We start from the raw sequence: 22,195 nt of genomic DNA on the forward strand, positions 1-22,195 counted from the left end.
AGTCACTACGCTTGGCGCATAGGATTTTCCTGCAGGTAAGCGTCATGCTCTATCAATGAACCATGGGTGACATCGTCTTGCCAATCCAAGGATATATTTCCACTTAAGTCCCCTGTCACGTTTGGAACTTTCCCTTTGGGCCACTGGTCTCAAAAGCTACCAACACGCCAATCCCACGGCGTCGCATTGAGGAGATCCCCATGACACAACCGCGACTAACAACCCAGGCCGGACTTGCAACCTTAATCGCCCTAGGACTGAGCGCCGGCAGTTTGACACCGCTCCTAGCACCGCAGCCCGCTACCGCACAAATTTTCCGTCGTTCCGATGGTCGGCTCAAGATTGCAGAGGGAACGAAGATCCGAACCACTCGTTCAGGCGCTAAGCGCATTATCATCAACCCGGACGAAAGCATGCCCATCTCACTGACCACGACCCAAGCGGTCCGCTCCAGAAGAGGCACTGTTGTGATCCCACGCGGCAGCACCATCAGAGGAAAGTTGGCACCTCGACGAGGCGGCACTCAGTTTATTGCCGACTCCTTGATCCTTAAAGACGGAGGACGGTTCAACATTAGGGCTAATTCTGACGTTATTACCCGCACCAGAGAAGTTGATAGAGGTCGCCGAACCGATCCCATCTGGCAGGGTGCGCTTGTCGGGGGAGCCGCCACCGCTGCAATCTCTGAGATCTTTGGTGAAGCCGGTATCTTCAAAGTGCTGGCGGGTTCAGGTGCAGGTGCTTTGGGCGGATTTCTCTTAGGCGGTCGGGATAAGGCTGAAGTCAGGGTGATAGACCCACAAACCGACCTAGATTTGACTTTAAGGTCTGATTTATTCCTGAGTCGTTCCTAATGGGCGGCGAGATTCGCATCGGCTTGGCAGGCTTCTACGAGACGGAGATCGTTATCGCTGACCTCACCGATGGGGTGATAAGAATTAAGGCTCACAGTATGTCTGTAAACCTGCTGCTCATAGCCCATGACCGTCAGCTCTAACTGCTTGGCCTTGAGATCGCCGCGAAAACAGTCAAAGGAGGACTGAGGCATATAGAACGCGCCAATCACTCGCTGGTTTCGAACTCGGAAGACAAAATATTCTGTCTGTGCCTGTTCTGGCTTCTGAGTTCTGCCATACAGGTAAGTCCCATCTTGCAGACTGGGCTGGGCCTTCAAAGAAACCGCAACGGCGCTGCTTTCTTGCTGTTGCCATTCGGGCTGTTGAGCCTGAACCTCAGCCCCCTGCATGCTCAATCCAGCACCACTGAATAGAGCAAGCCACAGTATCTTCTTACAGAGAGAGGCTGAGAGAAATAACCGGGCTTTGCCAATATGTAAATGTGGAACCAACATGTCTCAAACCGCCAAACGGTAAATCATCAGAACCTAAGGCAAAACGCGGATCCTATCTCAACCTCATCTCAGCTCTATACCTCTGTTATAGCCTTGAAAAATTAAATAAACGAGATACGAAAGGAATCAAAGCTGTAATGGCTCTGTTCTCTCATTCTCTCTGGTTAACAGTGTGTTCCAGGTGAGATCGTTACAATTTCTCAAATCTTGATAAAAAGCTTCGCATTTTGGCTCGATTTATTGCCTTGAGTGTGTGTTTATCTTAGCTTTGACGCTTTTATCAATGCTTCTTCCCTAAGATATATTTTTCTTTTTTCAACTTATATTCTTTGCTCTGTTTTTTGCAGCGGAGAGAGGGGGCGATACCACCTTGCAAGATGGTGAGGACTGACCCCCAGATAGTAGAGCGATAGCAAAATCCAGTTCCTGAGGGTGCAGAACAAGATCCCTTCTTGTTCCCAGCGCCGTGCCGATACGGAGACGCGATCGCAAATCAAAGCAATCGGCAGCCGCTGGCGTTTGAGCCGTCGCATCAGATCTACGTCTTCCAGAATCGGGAAATCAGGGTAGCCCCCCAGAGCATGAAAGGTCGTACGGGCGATAAAGATCGCCTGATCACCGTAAGGAAGACGCGTCAGGCGCGTGCGCAAACTGGCCCCACGACTGATCCACCCCAAAATCCAGCGAGGAGAATCGATAGAAAAATCGAAGGCTCCAGCGACCGCCTTCGTCTTTTCGATGGTGTATACAATTTTCTGCAGTGCTTGGGATGGCAGCCTTGTATCAGCATGGAGAAATAGTAGAATGCGGCCCTGGGCACATTCTGCTCCAGCGTTCATTTGATGACCTCGTCCAGCCTTAGCCACAACACCCACAGTACCCTGCGGAAGATATTGCAGCGTCGATCCTTGAGGATCACCATCAACCACAATGACTTCATAGGCGATCGAGCCTGCGATTGCGGCGATCTGCTCTAAGGTACGTGCGATGGTGACCCCCTCATGGAGAACCGGAACAATCACAGAAATATCAGGTGCGACAACGCTCGAAGATGTCATGCTGATGTCGACTTAGATACGCCATGCTCTGGGACTGCTGGCCCTGCTGATTCTGCTGGTAGAACCGCTGCAGTTCATTTAGGGTATCGATATCATACCAAGTGGGCAGCTCATAGATAGGCCGAGCATGGTGTTCAAGGATTCTTAGGGTTTGTGATCGCACCTTCTCCGTGCTCCACTCAATCCCCTGAAACACCTGCGGGCAATAATTTTCAGCAGTGAAACCAAGGGCATAGTAGCCCCCATCCTCACTGGGGCCTAAAACCACCTGCCCCGCCGCTAGCTGCTCAAGCGCTGTCTGCAGGTAGTTCAGGGGCAGATCGGGACTATCGCTGCCAACGATTAAAGCCTGCTCATATCCCAACTCAAAGCAGCGGTTGAAAGCATGGGACATGCGATCGCCCAACGCCTTCCCCTGCTGCGGATAATATTGCTGCCCCTTCAACCACTCAGCAATCTGGAGCCGAGCGTCATCGGGGGCAAAAAAGATCAGGGGTATTACAGGGAGCTGACAAAGGGTTACCAGCACGTCCTGGGCAAAGTAGGTATATAGCTCAGCCGCGCGTTCGTTGCCAATCGTTTTTCCTAAACGCGTTTTCACTTTGCCTGGGTAGGGCGCTTTGACAAACATCAGTACGCAGGCTTTTCCCTGCACTGGCAAGCTAGCGCTTATGCTCTGTGTCGAAAGATCGTTCATACCCTATATTTTCCTACAGCGTCCCACAACGGCAGCGTTTAACCCCCAGCTCAGTGGAACCAATTTAGAGACGCAAGACAAGTTGACTCAGGAACCTGATGCTCAGGAACAACGTCCAGCTATCAAAGTGCCATAGTCGCTTCTCACTCCATCTTAATAATCCTTAGTTAGGAGATTAACCGATGCCAAGCACATGGACTCAAAAGCTTATCCCCAGCTGTTTAACCGCAGCCGTCGCTTCTGTCGCATTATTCCCAATCCAGCCTGCAGCCGCTGTCCCTGATATCTTGCGGGATATCGGAGTAGGCGCAGGAACAAATGTTGTGACCGGCGCAGTAACCCGTGATGGTTCCGCTGCGGGGAATGCCGTAGGGGGGGCTGCCTCAGGCGCAGCCGTCAACGCAACTCGTAGAGCCACAGGCGCACGACGCAACCGGAATTCAACCGGTGGCTTAGCCCGTGATGCAGCCGTTGGCGCTGCCGCAAACACCGTTACCGGTGAAATCACCAATAACGGCTCCACCGTCGGCAATATCGTTCGAGGTGCAGCCACAGGTGTTCTCATCAATATCCTCGATTAGTCATCTATCAAGACTCTTATAGGATCCAGGTCTGCAGATTCATGAGGGGCAGCAGGCAATCGACAAGCTTTCCATGCATCAATTGCCTGTTGCTGTCTCTGCTTCAAAACGTAGCGATTAGGGTAGCCAACTCCCTAATAACTCTTGCAGCATTACCATCGCCTCTGCACGCGACTGCCCAGTATTGTCTTGATGACGCTGCCAGAACTTATTCCACCAATCTTCAGGCTGCTGTTTCGGTCCTTCATATTCAGTGGGGCGTCCTGTCTCACCTTCAACCACCAAACTACCCACATAATCGGCATCTTCGTAGACACGGGCAATCTGCTGATGAATCGCCTTCATATCAGTTTCTGAGACAGCCCCATTACTGGTCGCCTTATAGAACTGAACGGTTACCCGAATGGGCAACTTAGGGTCTCGCTCAATCTCAAGGGCATCAATTTCAGTAAACGGCCCTTCCACCTCACCGTGGCCAATCACAGCGGCTTCAACGTCGCTCCTCTTTTCAAACGCAGCATCCTCTTCAGGCGCACCGACTGCCAGCGGTAGAAGCTCTTGGTCACCAAACGTCAGCGGCTGCTTTTGCTTCAGCGGCACTTGAATCAGCATCACTAGGTTGAGTCCTTTCTCTTCTGCTGCCTCAGACGCACTCGCCGACGATCTACCGGTATTAGGCTGAAAATCGCTAGCTCTCTCCCCTGTAAGACTGGCCCGCTCGCCATTTTGATTGAAAAACAAACGCTGGCCCCAGTTTTGTCCGGCTTCAAAAGCATCCCGCTTATTATCAATAACCGTCACGCTGGTGCCTTCTCGCGTAGCTAAAATAGTTAATACCGCCGGGTCGCCCTCATAGGATTGGTAATTGAACAGCACCGGATTAAACTCCGCCTTCCCAGCCTTGGGAATCGGTAGAAAACTAGCTTGAGCGCTCACTAAAACATGACTATCGCGCTCCGCCAGCAGCGACTTCTGCGATCCTTTCCAAGATCCAGGCTTGCTGAGATACTGGCGCAAATTTTGCAGAACCTTGCGCAGCGGTACGCGCTGCAGTGACTCTCCTTTTTGATTGCCGACCTTAACCGCAAAATTGTCGAGCCGTACGTCAGCAGACTGATCTGAGAAATTAGGATAGCGAATTACTGGCATCAGATGGACTTGGTAATCCTCAGCATTTTCAGCCCGATGCTGTACCTGAATCGTCATGTCGCTAATATTAGGCCCCACTGCAGAGTTCTTATAGCGCCCCGTATCTTCCCATGTCAGACTGAGAATCTCTAAACCTTGCTGCCGTGCAAGCGATTGAGCCTGTGAATTGGACACCATCGCTGCAGTTTCTTCAATGACGCGCTGATAGCTAGACGACTGAGGATCCTGCTGCCGCTTCGAGGAATTACCTGTAATCTCCTGCGGAACAGCAGAGGCGGCGGATAGGCCCAGCGGCAAACTGAGCGCCGTTAACAGCAGAACAGAGATACGCATAGATAGCCCTCACCAATGAAAAGGAACAGCAGAGACAGCGGACTGATTAAGTGCTGACTCTTTCTCAAGCTAATCAAACTTTTGGGGTGTAGAGGCCAACGTTTCAGATTTGGTAACCAGCACTCAACGGAGGTCTACAGGAATAGAGCGGCGATAACCTTTACGATAAAATTAGTTTCTTGTTGTCTGTTGAGTCGTTAGAACGGTTTAAATAAAGAAATGGCGTCCCCGCCAGTCCTAATCGGAACCTATAAACAAAATGCTGACGGAACTACAGACGCGCAAACTAACAAAGCTATTCAGCATGTATGACGAGTGCTGTAACGGCTACCTTTGCAAAAAAGACTTCGAGAAAATTGTTAAGAAGCTAGCGGGTATCCGCAACTGGGGGTTGCGATCGCCTCGTTATCTAGCCTTAATGAACCAGTTAGACCGTGACTGGAAGGAACTGAACAAGATCGCCGATACAGACCACGATCAGCAAGTCTCAATCAACGAGTGGCTCCACTATTACGACGTTGTACTCAGCGATCCTCAGAAATACGAGCAGCAGGTAAAAATGGTCATGGAAATGACCTTCGATGTCTTCAATCTAGGTGAAGAAGACGGTCTCAACCAGCAGAACTGGGGACTGCTCCTGAGCGCGTATCACGTCTCTCCAGTATATGTACCCCTTATTTTCCCTACCCTCGACACCGCTAAATCTGGCATTATCAAACGCGATCAGATGCTGCAGCTTATCCGTGATTTCTTTTACAGTGACGAACCTGATATACCTGCGAATTCAATGTTTGGGCCTTATTAGCGTTTTCTTTTAATTGCATATAAAAAAGTGCTCTGAAGTTCATAGAATCCCAGAGCACTTTTGAATTAATCTCTTACCAAACCTGAACGTCTAGAACAAGCCTAAAGTCAAAGACTTATCAATAGGAAGCGTGGCTCCAATTCCCAAATAGAGGGCAAAGAAAGTTCCAAACAGAAAAACCGACGTAGCTACAGGGCGACGGAACGGGTTCTGAAACTTGTTTACGTTCTCGATGAACGGAATTAACATCAAGCCCAGAGGCACAGCGGTCTGAAGCAGAACGCCAAGGAGCTTGCTGGGAACGATTCGCAGAATTTGGAACACGGGATAGAGATACCATTCAGGCAAAATCTCTAGTGGTGTTGCGAAGGGATTCGCAGGCTCGCCAATCATGGCTGGGTCAAGGACTGCCAGACCAATACAGAGGGCAAACGTTGCCATAATGACAACAGGGAAAATATATAGAAGGTCGTTAGGCCAAGCGGGTTCACCATAATAGTTATGGCCCATGCCTCGCTTCAGCTTGGCTTTCAGTTGAGGATCGCTTAGATCAGGTTTTTTGAGTACTTTTGCCATGGCCGCTTTTGGTCTCCTTATCAGCTAGGGTCAGAGGCTGCTCAGAAATGCGTTGAATATAACCCACATAGTCACTCTAACATGCCCACATGGTAAGCGATATCGAGCTTTCGGTAGACTTTTTTACAAGGGACCAGAGATACCTTGCTTACGAATCATCAAGAAGTGCAGCAGCATAAACACTGCCATCAGCCAAGGCATCACAAATGTGTGCAGGCTATAGAAACGAGTTAGCGTAGGTTGACCAACGCTAGTGCCGCCTCGAATGAGTTCAACCATTGTTGAACCTACAATAGGAATCGCTTCAGGTACACCGGAAACAATTTTCACGGCCCAGTAACCCACCTGATCCCAAGGGAGGGAGTAGCCTGTCACACCGAAAGAAACAGTGATCACAGCCATAACAACACCGGTAATCCAAGTTAGCTCGCGGGGCTTCTTAAAGCCGCCAGTTAAGTAAACGCGGAAAACGTGAAGAATCATCATCAAGACCATCATGCTGGCAGACCAGCGGTGAATGGACCGAATTAACCAGCCAAAGTTCACCTCATTCATGATGTATTGAATGGAGTTAAAAGCTTCAGCAACAGAGGGTTTGTAGTAGAAGGTCATTGCAAACCCAGTTGCAAACTGAATGATAAAGCAGGTGAGGGTAATCCCACCCAGGCAATAAAAAATGTTGACGTGAGGGGGCACGTACTTGCTGGTGACGTCTTCGGCAAGCGCTTGAACCTCAAGGCGCTCCTCAAACCAGTCGTACACTTTACTCATAGAACTAACGCTTCCTGAACATGTATCGCTCTTCATAAAAAATGTAACACAGTCTCTATGTGCCAGGGTATAAACCTTTCAGAATATAGAGCGCGACCGTTCGTGAATGGCCTATGTTCTTCAATGAAAGGCCACAAATCTAGTTAGAATCGTTTGTATGACTAAAAGATTCGTTTGCATTAGCCTGTTTTTGCTGTATCTCTTCTGTGCGGGGTTGCAATCCCCTGCGTTGGCTTTCACGGGAGAGCAGCAGCTTTTCAATGAAGCTTGGCAGGTGGTCAGTCAGTCCTATGTTGATAACTCCTTTAATCATCAAGACTGGCGGGCTATGCGCAGAGAGGTGTTGGCTCAACCGCTCAACGATAGTCAGCAGACCTATGCAGCCATTCAAAAGATGCTGCATAGCTTGGATGATCCATTTACACGCTTCTTGCCCCCTGCTCAATATGAGAGCCTGCAGACTAGCACCGCAGGTGAGTTGACTGGGGTTGGGCTACAAATTACGCGCAACAGTGATGCGGAGCCCATAGAAGTCATTTCACCCATTGAGGGATCGCCAGCGGCAGCTGCAGATCTGCAGCCTGCTGATCAAATTTTGCAAATTGATCAAACTCAAACGAAAGATTTGACGCTGGATCAGTCCGCTGAGCTAATGCGTGGCCCCGTGGGGTCAAGGGTAATACTGAAGGTGCGGCGGCCTGATCTAGACAAGATTTTAGAGGTTGGATTAACGCGGGACCGGATTGCCATTAATCCCGTCAAGTCAGAGCTAAAAGTTCAGCCTGATGGCTCCCAGGTAGGCTATATTCGCCTACGCCAGTTCAACGCCAATGCAACCCGTGAGATGGAAATGGCCATTCGAGACCTCCAGCGCCAGGGTGTGATAGGCTACGTTCTCGATCTACGCAATAACCCTGGTGGCTTACTACAGGCAGGGGTTGAGATTGCGCGCCTATGGCTTGATCCCGGTCCCATCGTCTATACCGTTGACCGTCAAGGTATTCAGGGCAGCTTTGACGCTCAGGCTTCTGCTTTGACCCATACCCCTCTCGTCGTCTTGGTGAACCGAGGCAGTGCCAGCGCCAGCGAAATACTGGCGGGCGCTCTGCAAGATACGGGACGGGCTCAGTTAATTGGTGAACAAACCTTTGGTAAAGGCTCTATTCAGTCTCTGTTTGACTTATCCGATGGCTCGGGGCTGGCGGTGACAATTGCGCGCTATGAAACGCCCAACCACCGCAATATTAATAAGGTGGGGATCAAGCCCGATCAAATCGTGAAGCAAAGTCCGATTACAGCCAGTCAGGTAGCAACGGACGTTGATGCGCAATACCAAGCGGCAGTAGATGTTTTGAGGCAGCCCTCTGCGATCGCAAGTGCAGCCTAGCAGCAGTCGGACCTATCACGACCCTCTCCACGGCGCGATTACCCTGGAAGCAAATGACCCGACAGAAGCCCTCTTAATTGGGCTAATTGACACACCGCCTTTTCAACGCCTCCGCCGAATTCGCCAGCTAGGCATTGCCCATCTAACCTTTCACGGTGCTGAAGGATCCCGCTTCACCCATTCCTTGGGGGTCATGGAAGTGGCTCGGCGGGTTTTTGATCGGCTCATTCGTCAATATCCGGCTTTAAAGCCTCACCGAGCACTGGTGCTCTGTGGAGCATTGCTTCACGATATCGGCCATGGTCCCCTCAGCCACACAAGTGAAGACCTGTTTGGCGGCAGTCATGAATACTGGACACGGCGGATTCTGCGAGAGCACCCTGCCATCCGTCAGCGTTTGGACGACTACAGCCCAGATTTGGCAGCGGAGCTAGAGCAGGTCTATCTCAAGCAGTATCCTCTACCCTGCATGAGTCAGCTTGTATCGAGTCAGCTAGACTGTGATCGCCTCGACTATTTGATGCGGGACAGCTATTTCACAGGCGCTTCTTACGGCAAGCTCGATCTTGACCGCATCTTGATGGCCTTTGACTACGATTCGGTCAGCCAACAGCTAGTGGTCGCCCAAAAGGGTCTAGCCGCGATTGAACACTACTTAGTGGTGCGCTACTTCATGTACGCCCAAGTCTATAATCATGCGAAGAATCTGGCGGCAACTTGGGGGCTACAGCGTATTATTGAGCGAGCAAAACAGCAGCTCACCAACGATAATTTAGAGGCCGACGACACAATGACGGCTTGGCTGACGCAGCCGACCACGGCGCTATCTCTTGATCATTATCTTGCGGCTGATGATGGCGTCTTACTCTATCACCTTCAACGCTGGCGGCGTAACGCAGACTCAACCCTGAGCGATCTCTGTCGTCGCCACCTCGACCGTGACTTACTCAAGGCACTCGACATTAGCGAGCTTGAGGCTGAACAGCAGCAACAGGCTCTAAAACAGGTCCAGCATCTGCTCACGAAAAGAGGGTTATCCCAGGACTACAGCGGTATTCAGGTAGCTTTAACGCGGGGCTATACGCTTTACCAGCGGGGTATCAATGTGAAGACGGAGCAGGGGCTGCAGGATATCAGTGAACTGTCGCCTTTGGTACAAACCCTCAGCCAGCCCTTTCGAAAGGCATGGTTGATTTATCCCCGTGCAGTAGAGCCAGATTTGCTGCGTTCTCAAGCCAATCGCGGAACCTTGCAGTGATGGAGAGAGGCAGCCCTCGCCTGATTTATCGATGTTCTCTTTTTTATTCTGTCTCAGCTGAGTTTTCCTCCCGCTGAGGAGGGACAAAATGTGGTTAACATAGTGAAGACAAAGTTCAGTGGTCTCGCCCGCCATCAAAACACAGGGGAGGTCATCTGAGTCTTTCGCTGGCTTTTATACGCCTGTTCTTGCTCATACGTTGTCGTTATCGTACTCCCCTTACAGCTATGAATTCTGACCCCCAAAACCAGCCTGCAGGCACTAGCACTAGCCCGGTAGAAACATCTGCCTCTATTGAAGTGAGTTCCGGTACACCGGGCGCGTTATCCACAGTTTCCACCGACAATACGGACTGGAACGAGGTCAGTGAAAAAGTGTTCAGCTACATCGATATGGTTCCCGATTTTGTTGTTCGGAACTTTAACAAATATCGTCAGCCGTTAACTAAGATCGGCATTTTCTTGCTGGCTGTGATTAGCGTTGCGATCGCAGATGGCGTTCTCGACGTGGTGAACGCTCTCCCTCTGGTTGCCCCTTTGCTGGAGCTAGTGGGTCTTGGTTATACAGGCTGGTTTATCTGGCGCTATCTTCTCTATGCTGAGCGACGTCAGGAACTGAGCCGTGATTATCAGGCCCTAAAGGACCGCGTAGCGGGCAAATCAGCTGAGTAACAGCCTGAGTTTCAAAACAGATGGGCAAGGCAACATCCCTAACTGATGTGCTACGGCATATGAGGTGAAGAAGTTAGGTCTTGCCCTATTTTTTTGTCGTTCATAATCTGGCGCAATTCGGTCAGAATATTGGGCCAGAGCCAGAGGTACTCACGCTCAATGGCACCCAGCTCTCTACTCTCAGCGAAGAGAAGAGGAACTGGCAAGGGCTGATATTGAAGGAATGGAGACGACTATCTTGCTATTGCAATAACCAACTGGCATTACGATGCAAGACCACCAATCTTTTCTCAATCGGCACCTTCGAGTTGCCCAATTAAAAGCGCTAATCTAGCTGCAGCGCAGGAAAAAAGCGCTCGCTAATTCAGCTCAATAGAGACAGGATAACGAGTTGAGGATGTTCACAATATCTTCACTAGTAGGCTGTAACTTGTTACGAAGGTTTATATATTTTAGGGTTTTGCAATTGATGTTTTGCTCATTGGCTGTTATTTAGGCTTTCAACTGAGCAAATCTGAGAAACTTTACCGAAAATTTTCTCGCATTTACAAAGCGCTGTCTTTGAAGATGTAGGTTTTGCCCCTAATTTTTCATCAGGAGGATTGACATATGAATAAGGGAACTTCGATCGGCTCTCTACTTGCTATTGCCGCACTTGCTTCAGGTCTTGGGGTCATTTTTGATTCGTCTCAATCTGCTCTAGCGCAGCTTGAAGCGCCAGGCGTTGAAGCGGTGCCAGGTGCCCCAGACGCGCCCATTGACGCTCCAGAAGGCGTGCCTACAACGCCTGAGAGTGATCCTGCACAGACAGAGTCTGTAGACGAAGCAACTGAGGCTGAAGCGGTAGAAACTGATCCCACTGCAGAAGTTGAAGCAGAAGAGACCGAACCCACTGCAGAAGCTGAAGCAGAAGAGACCGAACCCACTGCAGAAGTTGAAGCAGTAGAAGAAGCTCCTATTGGTGGCGTTGAGTCTCCTGAAGCAGCACCAGATGCAACAGTTGAAGATCCTACTGTTGCCCCTGCTGTAGAAGAGCCGTCTACTGATGTAGATGCGACATCTGCTGAAGAGCCAGTGCCTGGCCTCTGGTAGTAGATCCCGCTTTTTATCCATCAGTCAGATGATCATCTTTGCTAGTTGCTTTCTCGGCACTTGAAAGAAAGCAACCGGCAACGGTTAATTTGACGTTTGAGGCGACGACACTACTCTGACAAAAAACATCGGCCTCGTGATTTCAATAATCACGAGGCTTGTTAATTTTATGAGTGAATTTTGGTCTTTACGGCTGCTAGCGCAATTGATGATCGGCTCTTGTTAGCTGCCAAAGATCTTCTTGATCAGAATTAGGGCAGATCAACCAATTGCGCCAGGTCCAGGGCTGAGTCTGCTGCTGTATTTCCGCTACCGAAAGACTTAACAATGCTGCTAACTCTTCAATAGAAATTAAATAGCCCTGGGTCGCAATTTCATCTGCGAGTCGTAGAACTTGAAGAGAGCGGTTGAGAGTCTGCATTTGCTGCTCAGAGGACGGAGGTTGGAAACCTGCTGTTTGAGCCACAACCGTCGTAGTAACAGTAGCTGACTCGGTTCTCGCACTCTCAGATGAAGTCCCACCGCTACAAAGGCCCGGAGGGTTCCCTACAGAGAAGCCTCGGGCAATCTCATCACAGCGGTCGTTGCCGATATCGCCGGAATGGCCTTTGACATAGCGCCATTCGATGGCATCTGAATTCAATTGGTCCAGAATTTTCCATAGATCTTGATTGAGGACAGGAGAACCCTTAGCGGTCTTCCAGCCCTTGCGTTTCCAGCCTGCGACCCATTGGGTGACGCCTTTTTTGACGTACTCGCTATCGGTGTATAGCGGAATAGTGCCTGACGGGGAGAGAGTTCTGAGATATTCTAAACTTGCGATCGCAGCCTGCAATTCCATCCGATTATTGGTGGTCTCAGCGGCAGCACCGCCCAGCTCTTGGCAGGTCCCATCATCGAAATAGACCACGACGCCCCAGCCGCCAGGGCCAGGGTTCCCGGAACAGGCACCGTCGGTGTAGATGCTTTTGACAGAGGGCATCGGCTTTTTTGCTTAGTAGAGATTAAGAGCTACCACCAGCGGAGCTGAGCAAATCCCAGCTCAGGTCGAGCAAGCTCTTCTTCAGTGAGCCAGTCTACCAGCTTATAAGTGCCAAAAACATGGTCCCACCAGTCCACAGCGAGGCCAAAGTTGTGGTGCCACATTCCGTACTTGTGATGGACGTAATGCACCGGCATTTTCATCCAAAAGCACTTTGTCGGATTCTCATGCTGAAGCTGATGGGCGTAGGCTGAGAAGGCCGCAAAAGCCAACGCTCCCGACATCCAGCCAATCCCTGCCGGGATAGAGAAAAAGAACGGCACGCACATAAAAATGAAGCTGCCCTTCACATAGTCCCGAAATTCTAGGGCCACACCCTGGCCTTCGTTGCGGCGGTGATGATCACGATGGCGCTCGCCAATCTTCTCGTTGACGTGCATCAAGCGATGCAGCCAATACTCCACTAAACTTGCAAAAATGAAGGCTCCAATGAAACAAGCAACTGCAATCACAGATTCTCTCCTCACCCGTCTATCGTCTTAAATGTATCAATAACTTTACGTTTTGTGCCAATCATTGTTCGAAATCGATCTGCGGGAAGCCATCCGATCATTTGTTGTTATCTCACAAATCCGCTTTAATCGAGAGTCAGGCATGGGTGATGAAGGATAGTGATTCAATGATTAATCCGGTGGCTTCGTTGGTGACCGCTGCAGCTCAACAGATGAGACGTAGCTTTCACGGCAAGGCCCAGCACACAGAATCGAGGCAATCGCAATTTCTGCAGACGCTGCTGCGGACTTATCAAGACACTGAGATGGGGCGTCAGCTCAAGCTGACGGCGATTAGCTCTGTCGATCAGTTTCGGGCTCAGGTTCCCATTCGTCCCTACGCGGACTATGAGCCTTGGATAGAGAAAGCGGCTGCGGGGAAAGCCAATGTGCTGACCCCAGACCCCGTCACCTATCTCAACTTCACCAGTGGATCCACCGGTAAGCGGAAGCTGATTCCCGTGACCTGGAGATCGCGGCAGTTTCGGGTCAAGGCGACCAACACGAGTCTGTTCTTTGCCCTGGGTGCTGCGGCCCAAAAACGGCAGACGTCTTTAGGTAAAATCCTGCTGACTAGCTCAATCGAGCTGGAGGGGCACACGTCGGCGGGAATTCCCTATGGCCCTGTGAGCGTGGGTGATTTGCGCCAAAACAATGTGTTCAAGCGCAGTCTAATGGCCCATCCGCTGATGGCTCTGGAGCCGGTTGATAGTTTGGCTCGACACTATGTCTGTTTTTTGTTCGCCCTCGCCAATCCACGTCTTAAGGTGATTGGTGCGAATTTTCCGGTGTTAGCACTGAAGCTCTGTGAGCATCTAGAACAGCAGGCGGAGTCTTTGTTGACCGACCTAGAGCAGGGGACTCTGGCTTCGTGGCTAAAGCTGGATGAAGGGTTGCGATCGCAACTCCTAACTCGCCTCAAGGCACATCCCCAGCGAGCAGCTCAGCTTCGTCTCCAGCGTCAGCAAACAGGCCGCTTTACCCCCCAAATGATTTGGCCCCACCTCAATTTCATTACCACGGCTCTAGGGGGCACCTCAGACTTCTATCTCAAGCGCTTCCCAGACTATTTTGGCGACACGCCGATCTTTGGTGGCATCTATGCTTCAGCCGAAGCCGTCTTTGGGGCCTACCACAGCTTTAACAACGACGGTGCCGTGCTAGCCATTGAGAGCGGTTTCTATGAATTTATCCCGCCCGAGCAGTGGGATGTCGAGCAACCGAAAACGCTACTGGCCGAGCAGGTGCAGGTGGGCGAATGTTATCGAATTCTAGTCACCAACTACAACGGCTTTTATCGCTACGATATTGGCGACGTGGTCGAGGTGGTGGGTTTCTACGGCAAGGCTCCGATTATCACCTTTCGTCATCGTCGGGGGGGGCTGCTATCGTCAGTCACCGAGAAGACCACTGAATATCACGTGATTCAGGTGATGCAAACGTTGATGGCGGAGTTTGAGGTGGCGCTGACGGACTTCTGCATCACGCTCTCGAAGGAAGAGACGCCACCGCCCTACTTGGTCAATATTGAGCTGCAGATGGGGGATGCGATCGCAAATCCTCAGGCGTTCCTAGAGCGATTTGATCAGGAATTGCAGACCATCCACGCCTCTTACGCGGTCAAACGTCGGACCCAGGTGCCGCCCCCTCAGCTGCGTATTCTGCAGCCAGGCAGCTTCGCAACGATGCGTCAGCAGATGATTGCCCAGGGCATCCCAGAATCTCATCTCAAATTTCCGCACATTAGTGAAGATCGACAGTTCTTGACTAACCTCCCCGTTGAGCAGAACATCACGCTCTCCCGTCCCCTTTCGTGACGAACACCATCGGGAACTGTCGGAGGTAGAGCCAGTTCATAGGCTATGGTGGAAAGCTGAAGAGGAGGAGTGAAGTATGACTGATTGGGTGCGTGTTCTAGTTAATAGCCCGATTGTGAAGGGCATCATCAATGCAGTTCCTGAGTATTCCAAAGTGGGGGACTCGGTCTTTTTTACAAACGATCAGTTTCCCTGGTCCTATGAGCTAGAAGCCGACTGGGAGGTAATTCGGACAGAACTCGATCAGGTGTTGGCCTATGCATCGGAGCTACCGAATTTTCAGGACATCATGCCCCGCCAGCAGCGCCTCACCCAAGATAACGGCTGGAAAACCTTTTATTTTCATGCGTTTGGGTTCACAGCAGAGAAGAACTGTGAGCAGTGTCCTGAAACGTGGAAGCGCCTCAAGCAAATTCCGGGGCTAAAGACGGCCTTCTTTTCGATTTTGGCGCCGGGGAAGCACATTCCTGAGCATTACGGTAAGCACAAGGGGATCATTCGCTATCATTTGGCGCTGCGGGTACCGGAGCCGCGTGAAAACTGCTGGATTATGGTGGATGGTCATAAGAGGCACTGGGAAGAAGGTAAGAGCCTGATTTTTGACGATACGTTCATGCACCAGGTTCGTAATGATACCGATGGCTATCGGGTGGTGTTATTTGTAGATATTGCGAGGCCGCTGCGGTTCCCGTTGTCGTTGGTGAATGGGTTGGTATCGCAGGGGCTGCGATTTTCGCCGCTGGTACAAACGGCGAAGGCAAATCATCAAAGCTGGGAGAAGCGGTTTGAGGCTTCAAAGCAAGAAGAGAAGAAGCCGCTGACGCCAGTGGGCTAGCCCCTAAACGATTTTTTGGAGCGTTGCTTCCATAACAGCAGTGGTTTGACCAAACACGGTGAAGGCTAGGGCTTCTCGGTAAACGCGCTGGGCTGGATGATCTCGATAATTGGCGGCTCCCCGCGAGACAATGACGGCCATGTGGGCACAGCGGACAGCCATGTCAATAGCTTCAGCCCTGAGGGCTAATCTGTGCTCAAACGACGACTCGGGTTCTAGATGAGCTTGGTAGATGGCCTGACGGCAGATGTCTAGGGTGTGGAGTTGCGATCGCAAACCCCTCTCCACAAAATCTGGCAGGTTCGCCTGTGCTGCAGCCACAATATCTAGACCGGCCTGGGCGCAGCCCAACGCAAAGAAGCTATGCTGCAGAACATTCCGCCGATCTTTTTCGTGGATCCATCTAGCAGGCTGGATTGAAAGGACGTGCGTCTGGGGCAGGTACCAGTCCCGCACAGTGGCCTCTACAGTTTGAGTTGACTCCATAACCGCCAACTGAAGCGGCTCACTCAGACAAAGACGGCCCCCCTGCACTTGAGTCTGGGCCTCGAAGGGCATCAGTCCGAACAAAGATTCACCATTGGGCAAAGTAGCCCCAACAATAAACTGCTGGAAGCAGCCAAAGCCCGTAATCCAGGGCACTTCTCCATAGAGCTGATAGCCGGTTTCACTAGGAACGGCTTTAAGTACAGGGACACCTTGACGCCTAAGTTGCGAGAAGCCGACGCCCATGAGTAGCTTACCGCTAACCATCTCCGAGAGATATTGCTGCTTGAGCGCTTCATTTTGGCTCGCTGCCAGCATTGAGGCGGCGCTCTGATGCTGCGTTTGCAGAAAGGCTAAAGCACCTGAATAGCGGCTGACTAACTCCTGGAATTGCAGAAACGCCAAAGAATTGAGGCCTTGACCACCCCACTTCGGGTCCACTCGCAGCCCCAGGAGATGCTCATTACCCAAGTCTTTAACGGCCTGAGCCAAACGCTGTGGATCACGATCTAGTTCTGCCGCTTGGGGCGCAATCTTAGCCTGCAAATAAGCTTGGGTCTGTTTCAGCCGTTCGGACATTTGCACCTGAGAACTATCTGCTCATAGGGTAGCCGATCCGCTTAAGTTGCCTGTTTCAATTGGATTGCAGTAGCCTGCGTTTGCTTCAGAAACGCTTCCATTAGAGGCTGACCAGCTTGCATCAAAGCCGCTACCGCCTCAGGTGCTGCCGTTTCCGGTGTACCTGCAAACGGCGGCTTTGGACTGTACTCCATCATCAACTGAGCCATCTGAGCCGTTGTTTCACCATAAAGTAAGCTGAGCAGCGTCAGGCCAAAGTCCAGTCCCGAGGTAACGCCAGCGCCGGTTACTCGATTGCGGTCAATCACCACGCGCTCCGGTACAACCTCTACTCCCAGCAAAGCCAACTGATCGCGAAACAGGTAATGGGTAGTGGCGCGATACCCTTGCAAAAGACCTGCTGCAGCCAAGATCAGAGAACCCGTACAAACGCTCGTTACGTATTGAGATGTAGTACTCTGGTGGCGCAAAAAATCCAGACAATCAGGATCCTGAATCACCTTGAGCTGCCCCAGTCCACCCCCCGGCACACAAATGACATCTAGCGGCGGGCAATCATCTAGGGTAACGGTAGGCTGGAGGATGAGTCCTTCATTGCTCTTGAGAGGTGCCGTGGTTTTCGCAATTAGATGGAGGCTGGTTTGAGGCGGGAAGGCCAGCACCTGATAGGCCGCCGTCACATCAAGCTGAATCACGTCTGGATAAATCAAAAAGCCAATTTGGGTTTGCTGCATAGGTTTGTGGTTCTTCTGGGTCAAGCAATATCCAACTATGCTAGAGGGGGGCTGGCGATGCCAATAGTCCTCAAGTGGGTACTCTTTTGTGGTTTTTATCGATGAATCTGCACGGCTTATTTGATGCGATCGCAACCGCTCCAACCGAGCCAGTTCTACGATCAAGATTCATGGATCACATTGATGATCATTTCCAGGCTGACCGGTGGGGTATTTATCTCTTCAACGACCAGAAAATGTTTGCCAGCTCAGACGTTCACGGCGTGTCAGAAGCCTTCGTTGACCGCTATGAGCAGGTAGGGCGAGCCGTCGATCCAGTTCTCCAGTACGTCCAGAAATATCACGCACCTGCCCACGAGCAGCTCGTCCTACCACCAGGAGGCTGGAAGCAGAGCCAGCTCTACCGTCTTTGCTGTTCTGAGTACGATCATGAACACATTATGACGGGACCGGTTCTGGGTCAGGGGCAACTCACAGGCACTCTTCACTTCGCCCGTGGACAGGGAAAACCTGCTTTCAATGGCGTTGATATTGCCAAGCTCAGCGCTGTTTGTACGCATATTTCATTAAAGCTTGCTAGCCTGCGTTCACCCCCTCTCCTCGCTCGCCATGGCCTCACAACTCGGGAACAGCAGATTGCAGATCTTGTGGCCAAAGGGCTAACCAATGCACAAATTGGCGCTGAACTATGGATTACCCAAAATACAGTCAAGCAGTCCCTCAAGCGCATGTTCCGTAAGCTTGAGGTTTCAGCTCGGGCTGAGCTGGTCGCCAAGCTGAGTCAGCCGAAACAATGAGCCGAAGACACCCTGTATGATGGGGCATAGTTTTAGCCCGCCTGTTGAGACATGGCTCACGCTGACCTAGATGCATCAAACTATGGCCTTGTGCTGGTCACGGCTCCGTCGAGAGAAGTGGCAGATGCGATCGCAACTCCATTAGTCCAAGAGAAGCTAGCCGCCTGCATCAGTCTAATGCCCGTCACCTCCATTTACACCTGGGATAACCAACTCCAAAAAGATGAAGAGTGGCAGCTCTTGATCAAAACCGAGCTGAGTCATTTTCCAGACCTAGAGACGCGGATCTTGGCCCTCCACCCCTACGACATCCCTGAAATTATTGCCGTTCCCCTCAGTGCCGGAACCCAGCCCTATCTCTCATGGATTACAGCCCAGGTGAAGCCCGTTTCATGACCGTATTGAGCATCATTGCCCATGCAAAACACTCGCCTTAACACCCTGATCGACAGTCTTGGCCGCCAGATTGCCCAAGAACTCCGCAACCCTTGGCGACGGATTGCTCTGTTGCTGATTACCCTACTGTTTGGCGTCTATCTGGGGCTCTCCCTAGCTGCCGTTGCTGGCCAACTCGCCTACTGGGATATCACCGTAGCGGCTCTGCTGCTGTTTGTCTCAGAGTTTGTAAGCTGGCTATTCTACGGCAATGCCTTCAAAGCACGTAAGTCCCTGTGGGGAGAAGCGCTCAATGCCCTCAAGATTGGGGTCATGTACGGCCTATTCGTGATTGCCTTTATTCTGGGTAGCTAGTCCTGTTCTTCAGGCTTTTGAGGAGGCTGCAGGGTCGTGGCGTCATCATCTTGAAGCTGGGTGTCAGCCTCTGACAAAGGGGCAATATCTTGAGAATCCTCATCTTGAATCTGGGTAGTCGCAGCCTGAACCTGGGTGTTAAACTCCGCAAACTCAGGAACAATATACTCCTGTCGCCGCGCTTCTTGAGGTGAAATGTCCAGCTCTGCTACGGGGCTGTCGTCTGTCTCTAGGTCAAGACCCGCCACTTTGAAATCGAGGGCATCGGCGTCAGCCTCCGGCTCTGTAGGGGGCGACATCTCCGTTTTAACGCGGTTGACGTAGTCAGGAGCTGGTTTCGGAACGCTCTGCTGTTTTTGGCGGGCCGCAGTGGCTCTCATCACAGCCAAGGCCAGTAGACCTAAGCCCAAAAGAGACAGCACCAGCGGTAGCCAGTCAATCTGGCCGAGTCCAGCATCCTCTGGCTTAACCGGTGCCTGAGCCGTATTGATGGGCTCATTAGTCGAGTCCGATGGTGGCGGGCTATTCTCCGGTTGCTGTGGGGCTGACTGAGTGGGTGCAGACGCGGTAACAAAGGCTTTGGGAGTTGCGATCGCATCTACAACCGCTTGCTGCCCCGTCTTCTCTGACACAAAATCCAAAAATGTCTGAACGGCGGGACTCGGCTCTTGCTTGTAGACATAGGTGAACGGCTGCGAAAAAGGATACTTCTCATCTGCCGGCCACTTACCATACATTGACAGGGCTTGAATACTACTGTCACGGCCCACCAGTTCACTAACAAGGGCGAAACTGAGGCCATCTTTACCCAAAGCCGCCGCCAACCCATCAATCGTCACCGGCGGCTGATTTCCCTCCTGACCCGCCAGCGTCGTCCGCAGATCAGGATACCGCTGCAGTGCCTGCGCCGCATTACCCGTCGGCGGACGTTGAACCACGCGAATCGGTCCAGGCTTTCCCCCCACCTGCTTCCAGTCAGTCACCTCACCCGTCGTAATCTGATTAACCTGCTCAATAGTCAAACTGCCTTGAAAAGGATTCTCAGTGCCGATCACAATCGCGATTTTCTCCCGAGCCACCGGTAGCTGTACCAGCCCCTGACGTCGCTCATCCTGCGTCAGCGGTCGGCTAATAGAAGCTAAATCAAGCGTCCCAGCCAGTACCGCACCAACATCAGCCGCAGCATCTCCAGTTGCGATCGCAAGCTTGGCATTAGGGTATTGGTTTTCAAAGGATTGCTTGATCGCCTGGTTGATCGGAGCCATTTGGCTAGAATCGCCAATTTTGAGCTGAGTTCCCGCCGGAAGTGCCGTTGATGCCGACTGAGCCAGCACCTGAGCCAAAACAGGGCTAGAAACAGTTGTCGAAGCAATCAAAACTGCCCATGCAAACTTTAGTGGAGACTTGTACAACATCGTTTTGACCTCATGAACCACTCGCCGCTAGACCGAAGCCTCCCCAACAAAAGTGCCGAAGGAAATCGAGTCCATTGTCTCAGTCGATGCCAGAGCCGTCTAGTTGAGTGGGCATTTTGCCCCCCCTCAGAACATTTTAGGAGCAAAAATCAACGACCACCAAGCTAAGATAAGGAGCGAAAGAGTAGGCGCAGGTGGTTGCAAATTTGCCGACGGTAGATTTGAGGAAAGTCCGGGCTCCCGAAAGACCAGACTTGCTGGGTAACGCCCAGTGCGGGTGACCGTGAGGAGAGTGCCACAGAAACATACCGCCGATGGCGTGCAGGTCACGCACAGGTAAGGGTGCAAGGGTGCGGTAAGAGCGCACCAGCAACGTCGAGAGGCGTTGGCTCGGTAAACCCCGGTGGGGAGCAAGGCAGATGGAGCCAGGTTGGTCTTTTTCCAGTTCCAGCTTTAGAGGCCGCTTGAGGCATTTGGCAACAAATGACCCAGATAGATAACCGCCCCCTAGTGAACGGCCAATCTGGACCGAACACCGCTAGGAGAACAGAACCCGGCTTATGTCCTGCTCTTTCACCCCCGCAGGTTAGCAATGCTTCCTCATGTCCTCCACATTCACTAATCCCAGCCGACAGCGACAGCTTCAGACCTTAATCTCTCGCCTTGGCTTGACTGATTCAACCGCTGTGCAGTGGGCACTGCTTGACCTCGCCCTCACCCATCCCACGGCCTCATCAACCGCTAACTACGAGCAGCTTGAGTTCGTTGGCGATGCAGTCATTCGACTATTGATGGCAAAAATCCTTTGGGCACACAATCGATCAAACCAGGTCGGTGACTGGTCTGCGGTCCGCTCTGCCTTAGTGAGCGATCGTGCCCTTGCAGATCTCGCCCGAACCTACGGACTCAAGAACTTTCTCACCATCGGGCCTAGCGCAATGGGCGACCCCAGAGGCGAAGCTTCCCGTTTAGCGGATGCCTTCGAAGCACTATTGGGCGCCCTTTATCTCAGCACCGAAGATCTCTCGTTAATCGAACCTTGGCTCGTGCCAAAACTGCAGCAGCAAGCCGCTGTTGTTCGAGCTGACCCGACTTATCAGAACTACAAAGCAGCCCTCCAACAGTGGACCCAAGCTCACTACGGTATTTTGCCAGAGTATCGTGTGCAGGACACCTATCAGCCCCAAAAAGCTGTTGATGAAGATCAGCGTTTTGCTGCAGAAGTTTGGGTTCAAGGCAACTGCTTAGCCAGCGGGACCGGTCGTAGCATCAAGGCGGCGGAAAAAGCTGCCGCAGAAATAGCTTTTCTGCAGCTCTCAGCAACATGAATATCGAGAAAGATCAATCCACGAACGACTGTGTGCCTCTCCCCGTGGCTTGCTCACCTAATTTAATTCTCTCAACAAACCTTACACCTCAAGGAAGGTAAGCCTGAAAGCGAAGCAACCCCCGCCCATCTTTTTCTGCAGTCCCAAATACTCAAGCCCTTTCAATAAAGAGGAATTCAGGGCCAAACTAAA

The 22,195-nt window shown here is 51.6% G+C and carries 24 protein-coding genes and 1 other RNA gene; 14 read left to right on the forward strand and 11 right to left on the reverse strand.

The genetic code is table 11. The annotated features are described in order from the left end of the window. The first annotated feature begins 200 nt into the window (after window positions 1-200). The gene (locus C1752_RS19905) at window positions 201-854 is read left to right on the forward strand and encodes a hypothetical protein (RefSeq protein WP_110987812.1); all 654 of its coding nucleotides are present in this window, start codon (window positions 201-203) and stop codon (window positions 852-854) included. Here the strand turns inward: C1752_RS19905 and C1752_RS19910 are convergent. The 3 genes from C1752_RS19910 to C1752_RS19920 form a co-directional block, all read right to left on the reverse strand. Beyond that, window positions 851-1,351 carry a hypothetical protein gene (locus C1752_RS19910; protein WP_110987813.1) on the reverse strand — a complete coding sequence of 167 codons (501 nt, stop codon included), beginning with the start codon at window positions 1,349-1,351 and terminating at the stop codon, window positions 851-853. The two genes, C1752_RS19905 and C1752_RS19910, sit on opposite strands and share 4 nt — an antisense overlap. A 320-nt stretch (window positions 1,352-1,671) precedes the next feature. Next, entirely contained in the window at window positions 1,672-2,409 is a 738-nt protein-coding gene (locus C1752_RS19915) for a TIGR04283 family arsenosugar biosynthesis glycosyltransferase (protein ID WP_110987814.1), read from the reverse strand. Continuing rightward, window positions 2,381-3,106: a TIGR04282 family arsenosugar biosynthesis glycosyltransferase gene (locus C1752_RS19920; protein ID WP_110987815.1), complete on the reverse strand. Its 726-nt coding sequence runs from the start codon at window positions 3,104-3,106 to the stop codon at window positions 2,381-2,383. The genes C1752_RS19915 and C1752_RS19920 overlap by 29 nt, the downstream gene beginning before the upstream one ends. A 182-nt stretch (window positions 3,107-3,288) precedes the next feature. Here C1752_RS19920 and C1752_RS19925 point away from each other — a divergent pair, with 182 nt between their 5' ends. Further along, window positions 3,289-3,687 (forward strand): hypothetical protein, encoded by a 399-nt coding sequence (locus C1752_RS19925; RefSeq protein WP_110987816.1) that lies wholly within the window; start codon window positions 3,289-3,291, stop codon window positions 3,685-3,687. A gap of 117 nt (window positions 3,688-3,804) precedes the next feature. Here the strand turns inward: C1752_RS19925 and C1752_RS19930 are convergent, their stop codons facing one another. Beyond that, window positions 3,805-5,169, reverse strand: a complete 1,365-nt coding sequence (locus C1752_RS19930; RefSeq protein WP_110987817.1) for a hypothetical protein — start codon at window positions 5,167-5,169, stop codon at window positions 3,805-3,807. Between the two features lie 259 nt (window positions 5,170-5,428). Between C1752_RS19930 and C1752_RS19935 the strand changes: the two genes are divergently transcribed. Then, window positions 5,429-5,974: an EF-hand domain-containing protein gene (locus C1752_RS19935; RefSeq protein WP_110987818.1), complete on the forward strand. Its 546-nt coding sequence runs from the start codon at window positions 5,429-5,431 to the stop codon at window positions 5,972-5,974. Between the two features lie 90 nt (window positions 5,975-6,064). Here C1752_RS19935 and petD read toward each other — a convergent pair whose 3' ends face one another. Both petD and petB read right to left on the reverse strand, forming a co-directional pair. After that, window positions 6,065-6,550 (reverse strand): cytochrome b6-f complex subunit IV, encoded by a 486-nt coding sequence (gene petD, locus C1752_RS19940; protein WP_110987819.1) that lies wholly within the window; start codon window positions 6,548-6,550, stop codon window positions 6,065-6,067. 123 nt (window positions 6,551-6,673) lie between these two features. After that, a complete protein-coding gene (gene petB / locus C1752_RS19945; protein WP_110987820.1) occupies window positions 6,674-7,321 on the reverse strand; it encodes a cytochrome b6 in 648 nt (215 codons plus the stop codon). Between the two features lie 157 nt (window positions 7,322-7,478). On the opposite strand from petB, the gene ctpA reads away from it, so the two are divergent. The 4 genes from ctpA to C1752_RS19970 all read left to right on the forward strand — a co-directional run bounded on the left by ctpA (window position 7,479) and on the right by C1752_RS19970 (window position 11,729). Beyond that, window positions 7,479-8,708, forward strand: coding sequence for a carboxyl-terminal processing protease CtpA (gene ctpA, locus C1752_RS19950; protein WP_110987821.1), 1,230 nt, complete (start codon window positions 7,479-7,481; stop codon window positions 8,706-8,708). Beyond that, window positions 8,698-9,966 carry an HD domain-containing protein gene (locus C1752_RS19955; protein WP_110987822.1) on the forward strand — a complete coding sequence of 423 codons (1,269 nt, stop codon included), beginning with the start codon at window positions 8,698-8,700 and terminating at the stop codon, window positions 9,964-9,966. Before ctpA ends, C1752_RS19955 begins: the two co-directional genes overlap by 11 nt. Window positions 9,967-10,193: 227 nt before the next feature. After that, window positions 10,194-10,637 (forward strand): CAAD domain-containing protein, encoded by a 444-nt coding sequence (locus C1752_RS19960; RefSeq protein ID WP_110987823.1) that lies wholly within the window; start codon window positions 10,194-10,196, stop codon window positions 10,635-10,637. Window positions 10,638-11,246: 609 nt separating this feature from the next. Beyond that, window positions 11,247-11,729, forward strand: coding sequence for a hypothetical protein (locus C1752_RS19970; protein WP_110987825.1), 483 nt, complete (start codon window positions 11,247-11,249; stop codon window positions 11,727-11,729). Window positions 11,730-11,925: 196 nt separating this feature from the next. On the opposite strand, the gene rnhA is transcribed toward C1752_RS19970, so the two are convergent. Both rnhA and C1752_RS19980 read right to left on the reverse strand, forming a co-directional pair. Then, entirely contained in the window at window positions 11,926-12,711 is a 786-nt protein-coding gene (gene rnhA, locus C1752_RS19975; protein ID WP_110987826.1) for a ribonuclease HI, read from the reverse strand. Between the two features lie 29 nt (window positions 12,712-12,740). Further along, on the reverse strand, window positions 12,741-13,223 hold the full coding sequence (locus C1752_RS19980; protein WP_110987827.1) for a sterol desaturase family protein: 483 nt from the start codon (window positions 13,221-13,223) through the stop codon (window positions 12,741-12,743). Window positions 13,224-13,390: 167 nt separating this feature from the next. Between C1752_RS19980 and C1752_RS19985 the strand changes: the two genes are divergently transcribed. Further along, window positions 13,391-15,079, forward strand: a complete 1,689-nt coding sequence (locus tag C1752_RS19985) for a GH3 auxin-responsive promoter family protein (RefSeq protein ID WP_110987915.1) — start codon at window positions 13,391-13,393, stop codon at window positions 15,077-15,079. A gap of 76 nt (window positions 15,080-15,155) precedes the next feature. Next, entirely contained in the window at window positions 15,156-15,914 is a 759-nt protein-coding gene (locus C1752_RS19990; protein WP_110987828.1) for an aspartyl/asparaginyl beta-hydroxylase domain-containing protein, read from the forward strand. 3 nt (window positions 15,915-15,917) lie between these two features. Here C1752_RS19990 and C1752_RS19995 read toward each other — a convergent pair whose 3' ends face one another. Next, window positions 15,918-16,979, reverse strand: a complete 1,062-nt coding sequence (locus C1752_RS19995; RefSeq protein WP_110987829.1) for an acyl-CoA dehydrogenase family protein — start codon at window positions 16,977-16,979, stop codon at window positions 15,918-15,920. Window positions 16,980-17,020: 41 nt separating this feature from the next. Further along, window positions 17,021-17,713 carry a DJ-1/PfpI family protein gene (locus tag C1752_RS20000; RefSeq protein WP_110987830.1) on the reverse strand — a complete coding sequence of 231 codons (693 nt, stop codon included), beginning with the start codon at window positions 17,711-17,713 and terminating at the stop codon, window positions 17,021-17,023. A 101-nt stretch (window positions 17,714-17,814) separates the two neighbouring features. Here C1752_RS20000 and C1752_RS20005 point away from each other — a divergent pair, with 101 nt between their 5' ends. The 3 genes from C1752_RS20005 to C1752_RS20015 are packed head-to-tail and all read left to right on the forward strand — an operon-like array spanning window position 17,815 to window position 19,260. Next, window positions 17,815-18,510: a LuxR C-terminal-related transcriptional regulator gene (locus C1752_RS20005; protein ID WP_110987831.1), complete on the forward strand. Its 696-nt coding sequence runs from the start codon at window positions 17,815-17,817 to the stop codon at window positions 18,508-18,510. A 51-nt stretch (window positions 18,511-18,561) separates the two neighbouring features. Then, on the forward strand, window positions 18,562-18,906 hold the full coding sequence (cutA, locus tag C1752_RS20010; RefSeq protein ID WP_110987832.1) for a divalent-cation tolerance protein CutA: 345 nt from the start codon (window positions 18,562-18,564) through the stop codon (window positions 18,904-18,906). Between the two features lie 21 nt (window positions 18,907-18,927). Then, a complete protein-coding gene (locus tag C1752_RS20015) occupies window positions 18,928-19,260 on the forward strand; it encodes a DUF565 domain-containing protein (RefSeq protein ID WP_110987833.1) in 333 nt (110 codons plus the stop codon). On the opposite strand, the gene C1752_RS20020 is transcribed toward C1752_RS20015, so the two are convergent. After that, the gene (locus C1752_RS20020; protein WP_110987834.1) at window positions 19,257-20,675 is read right to left on the reverse strand and encodes a substrate-binding domain-containing protein; all 1,419 of its coding nucleotides are present in this window, start codon (window positions 20,673-20,675) and stop codon (window positions 19,257-19,259) included. The two genes, C1752_RS20015 and C1752_RS20020, sit on opposite strands and share 4 nt — an antisense overlap. A 181-nt stretch (window positions 20,676-20,856) precedes the next feature. Here C1752_RS20020 and rnpB point away from each other — a divergent pair. After that, window positions 20,857-21,251, forward strand: an RNA gene (rnpB, locus tag C1752_RS20025) — RNase P RNA component class A. Window positions 21,252-21,277: 26 nt separating this feature from the next. After that, the gene (gene rnc, locus C1752_RS20030) at window positions 21,278-22,003 is read left to right on the forward strand and encodes a ribonuclease III (RefSeq protein WP_110987835.1); all 726 of its coding nucleotides are present in this window, start codon (window positions 21,278-21,280) and stop codon (window positions 22,001-22,003) included. The last annotated feature ends 192 nt before the right edge of the window (window positions 22,004-22,195 follow it).

Source organism: Acaryochloris thomasi RCC1774 (genome assembly GCF_003231495.1).
In the GTDB taxonomy this organism is placed as follows: Bacteria; Cyanobacteriota; Cyanobacteriia; order Thermosynechococcales; family Thermosynechococcaceae; genus RCC1774.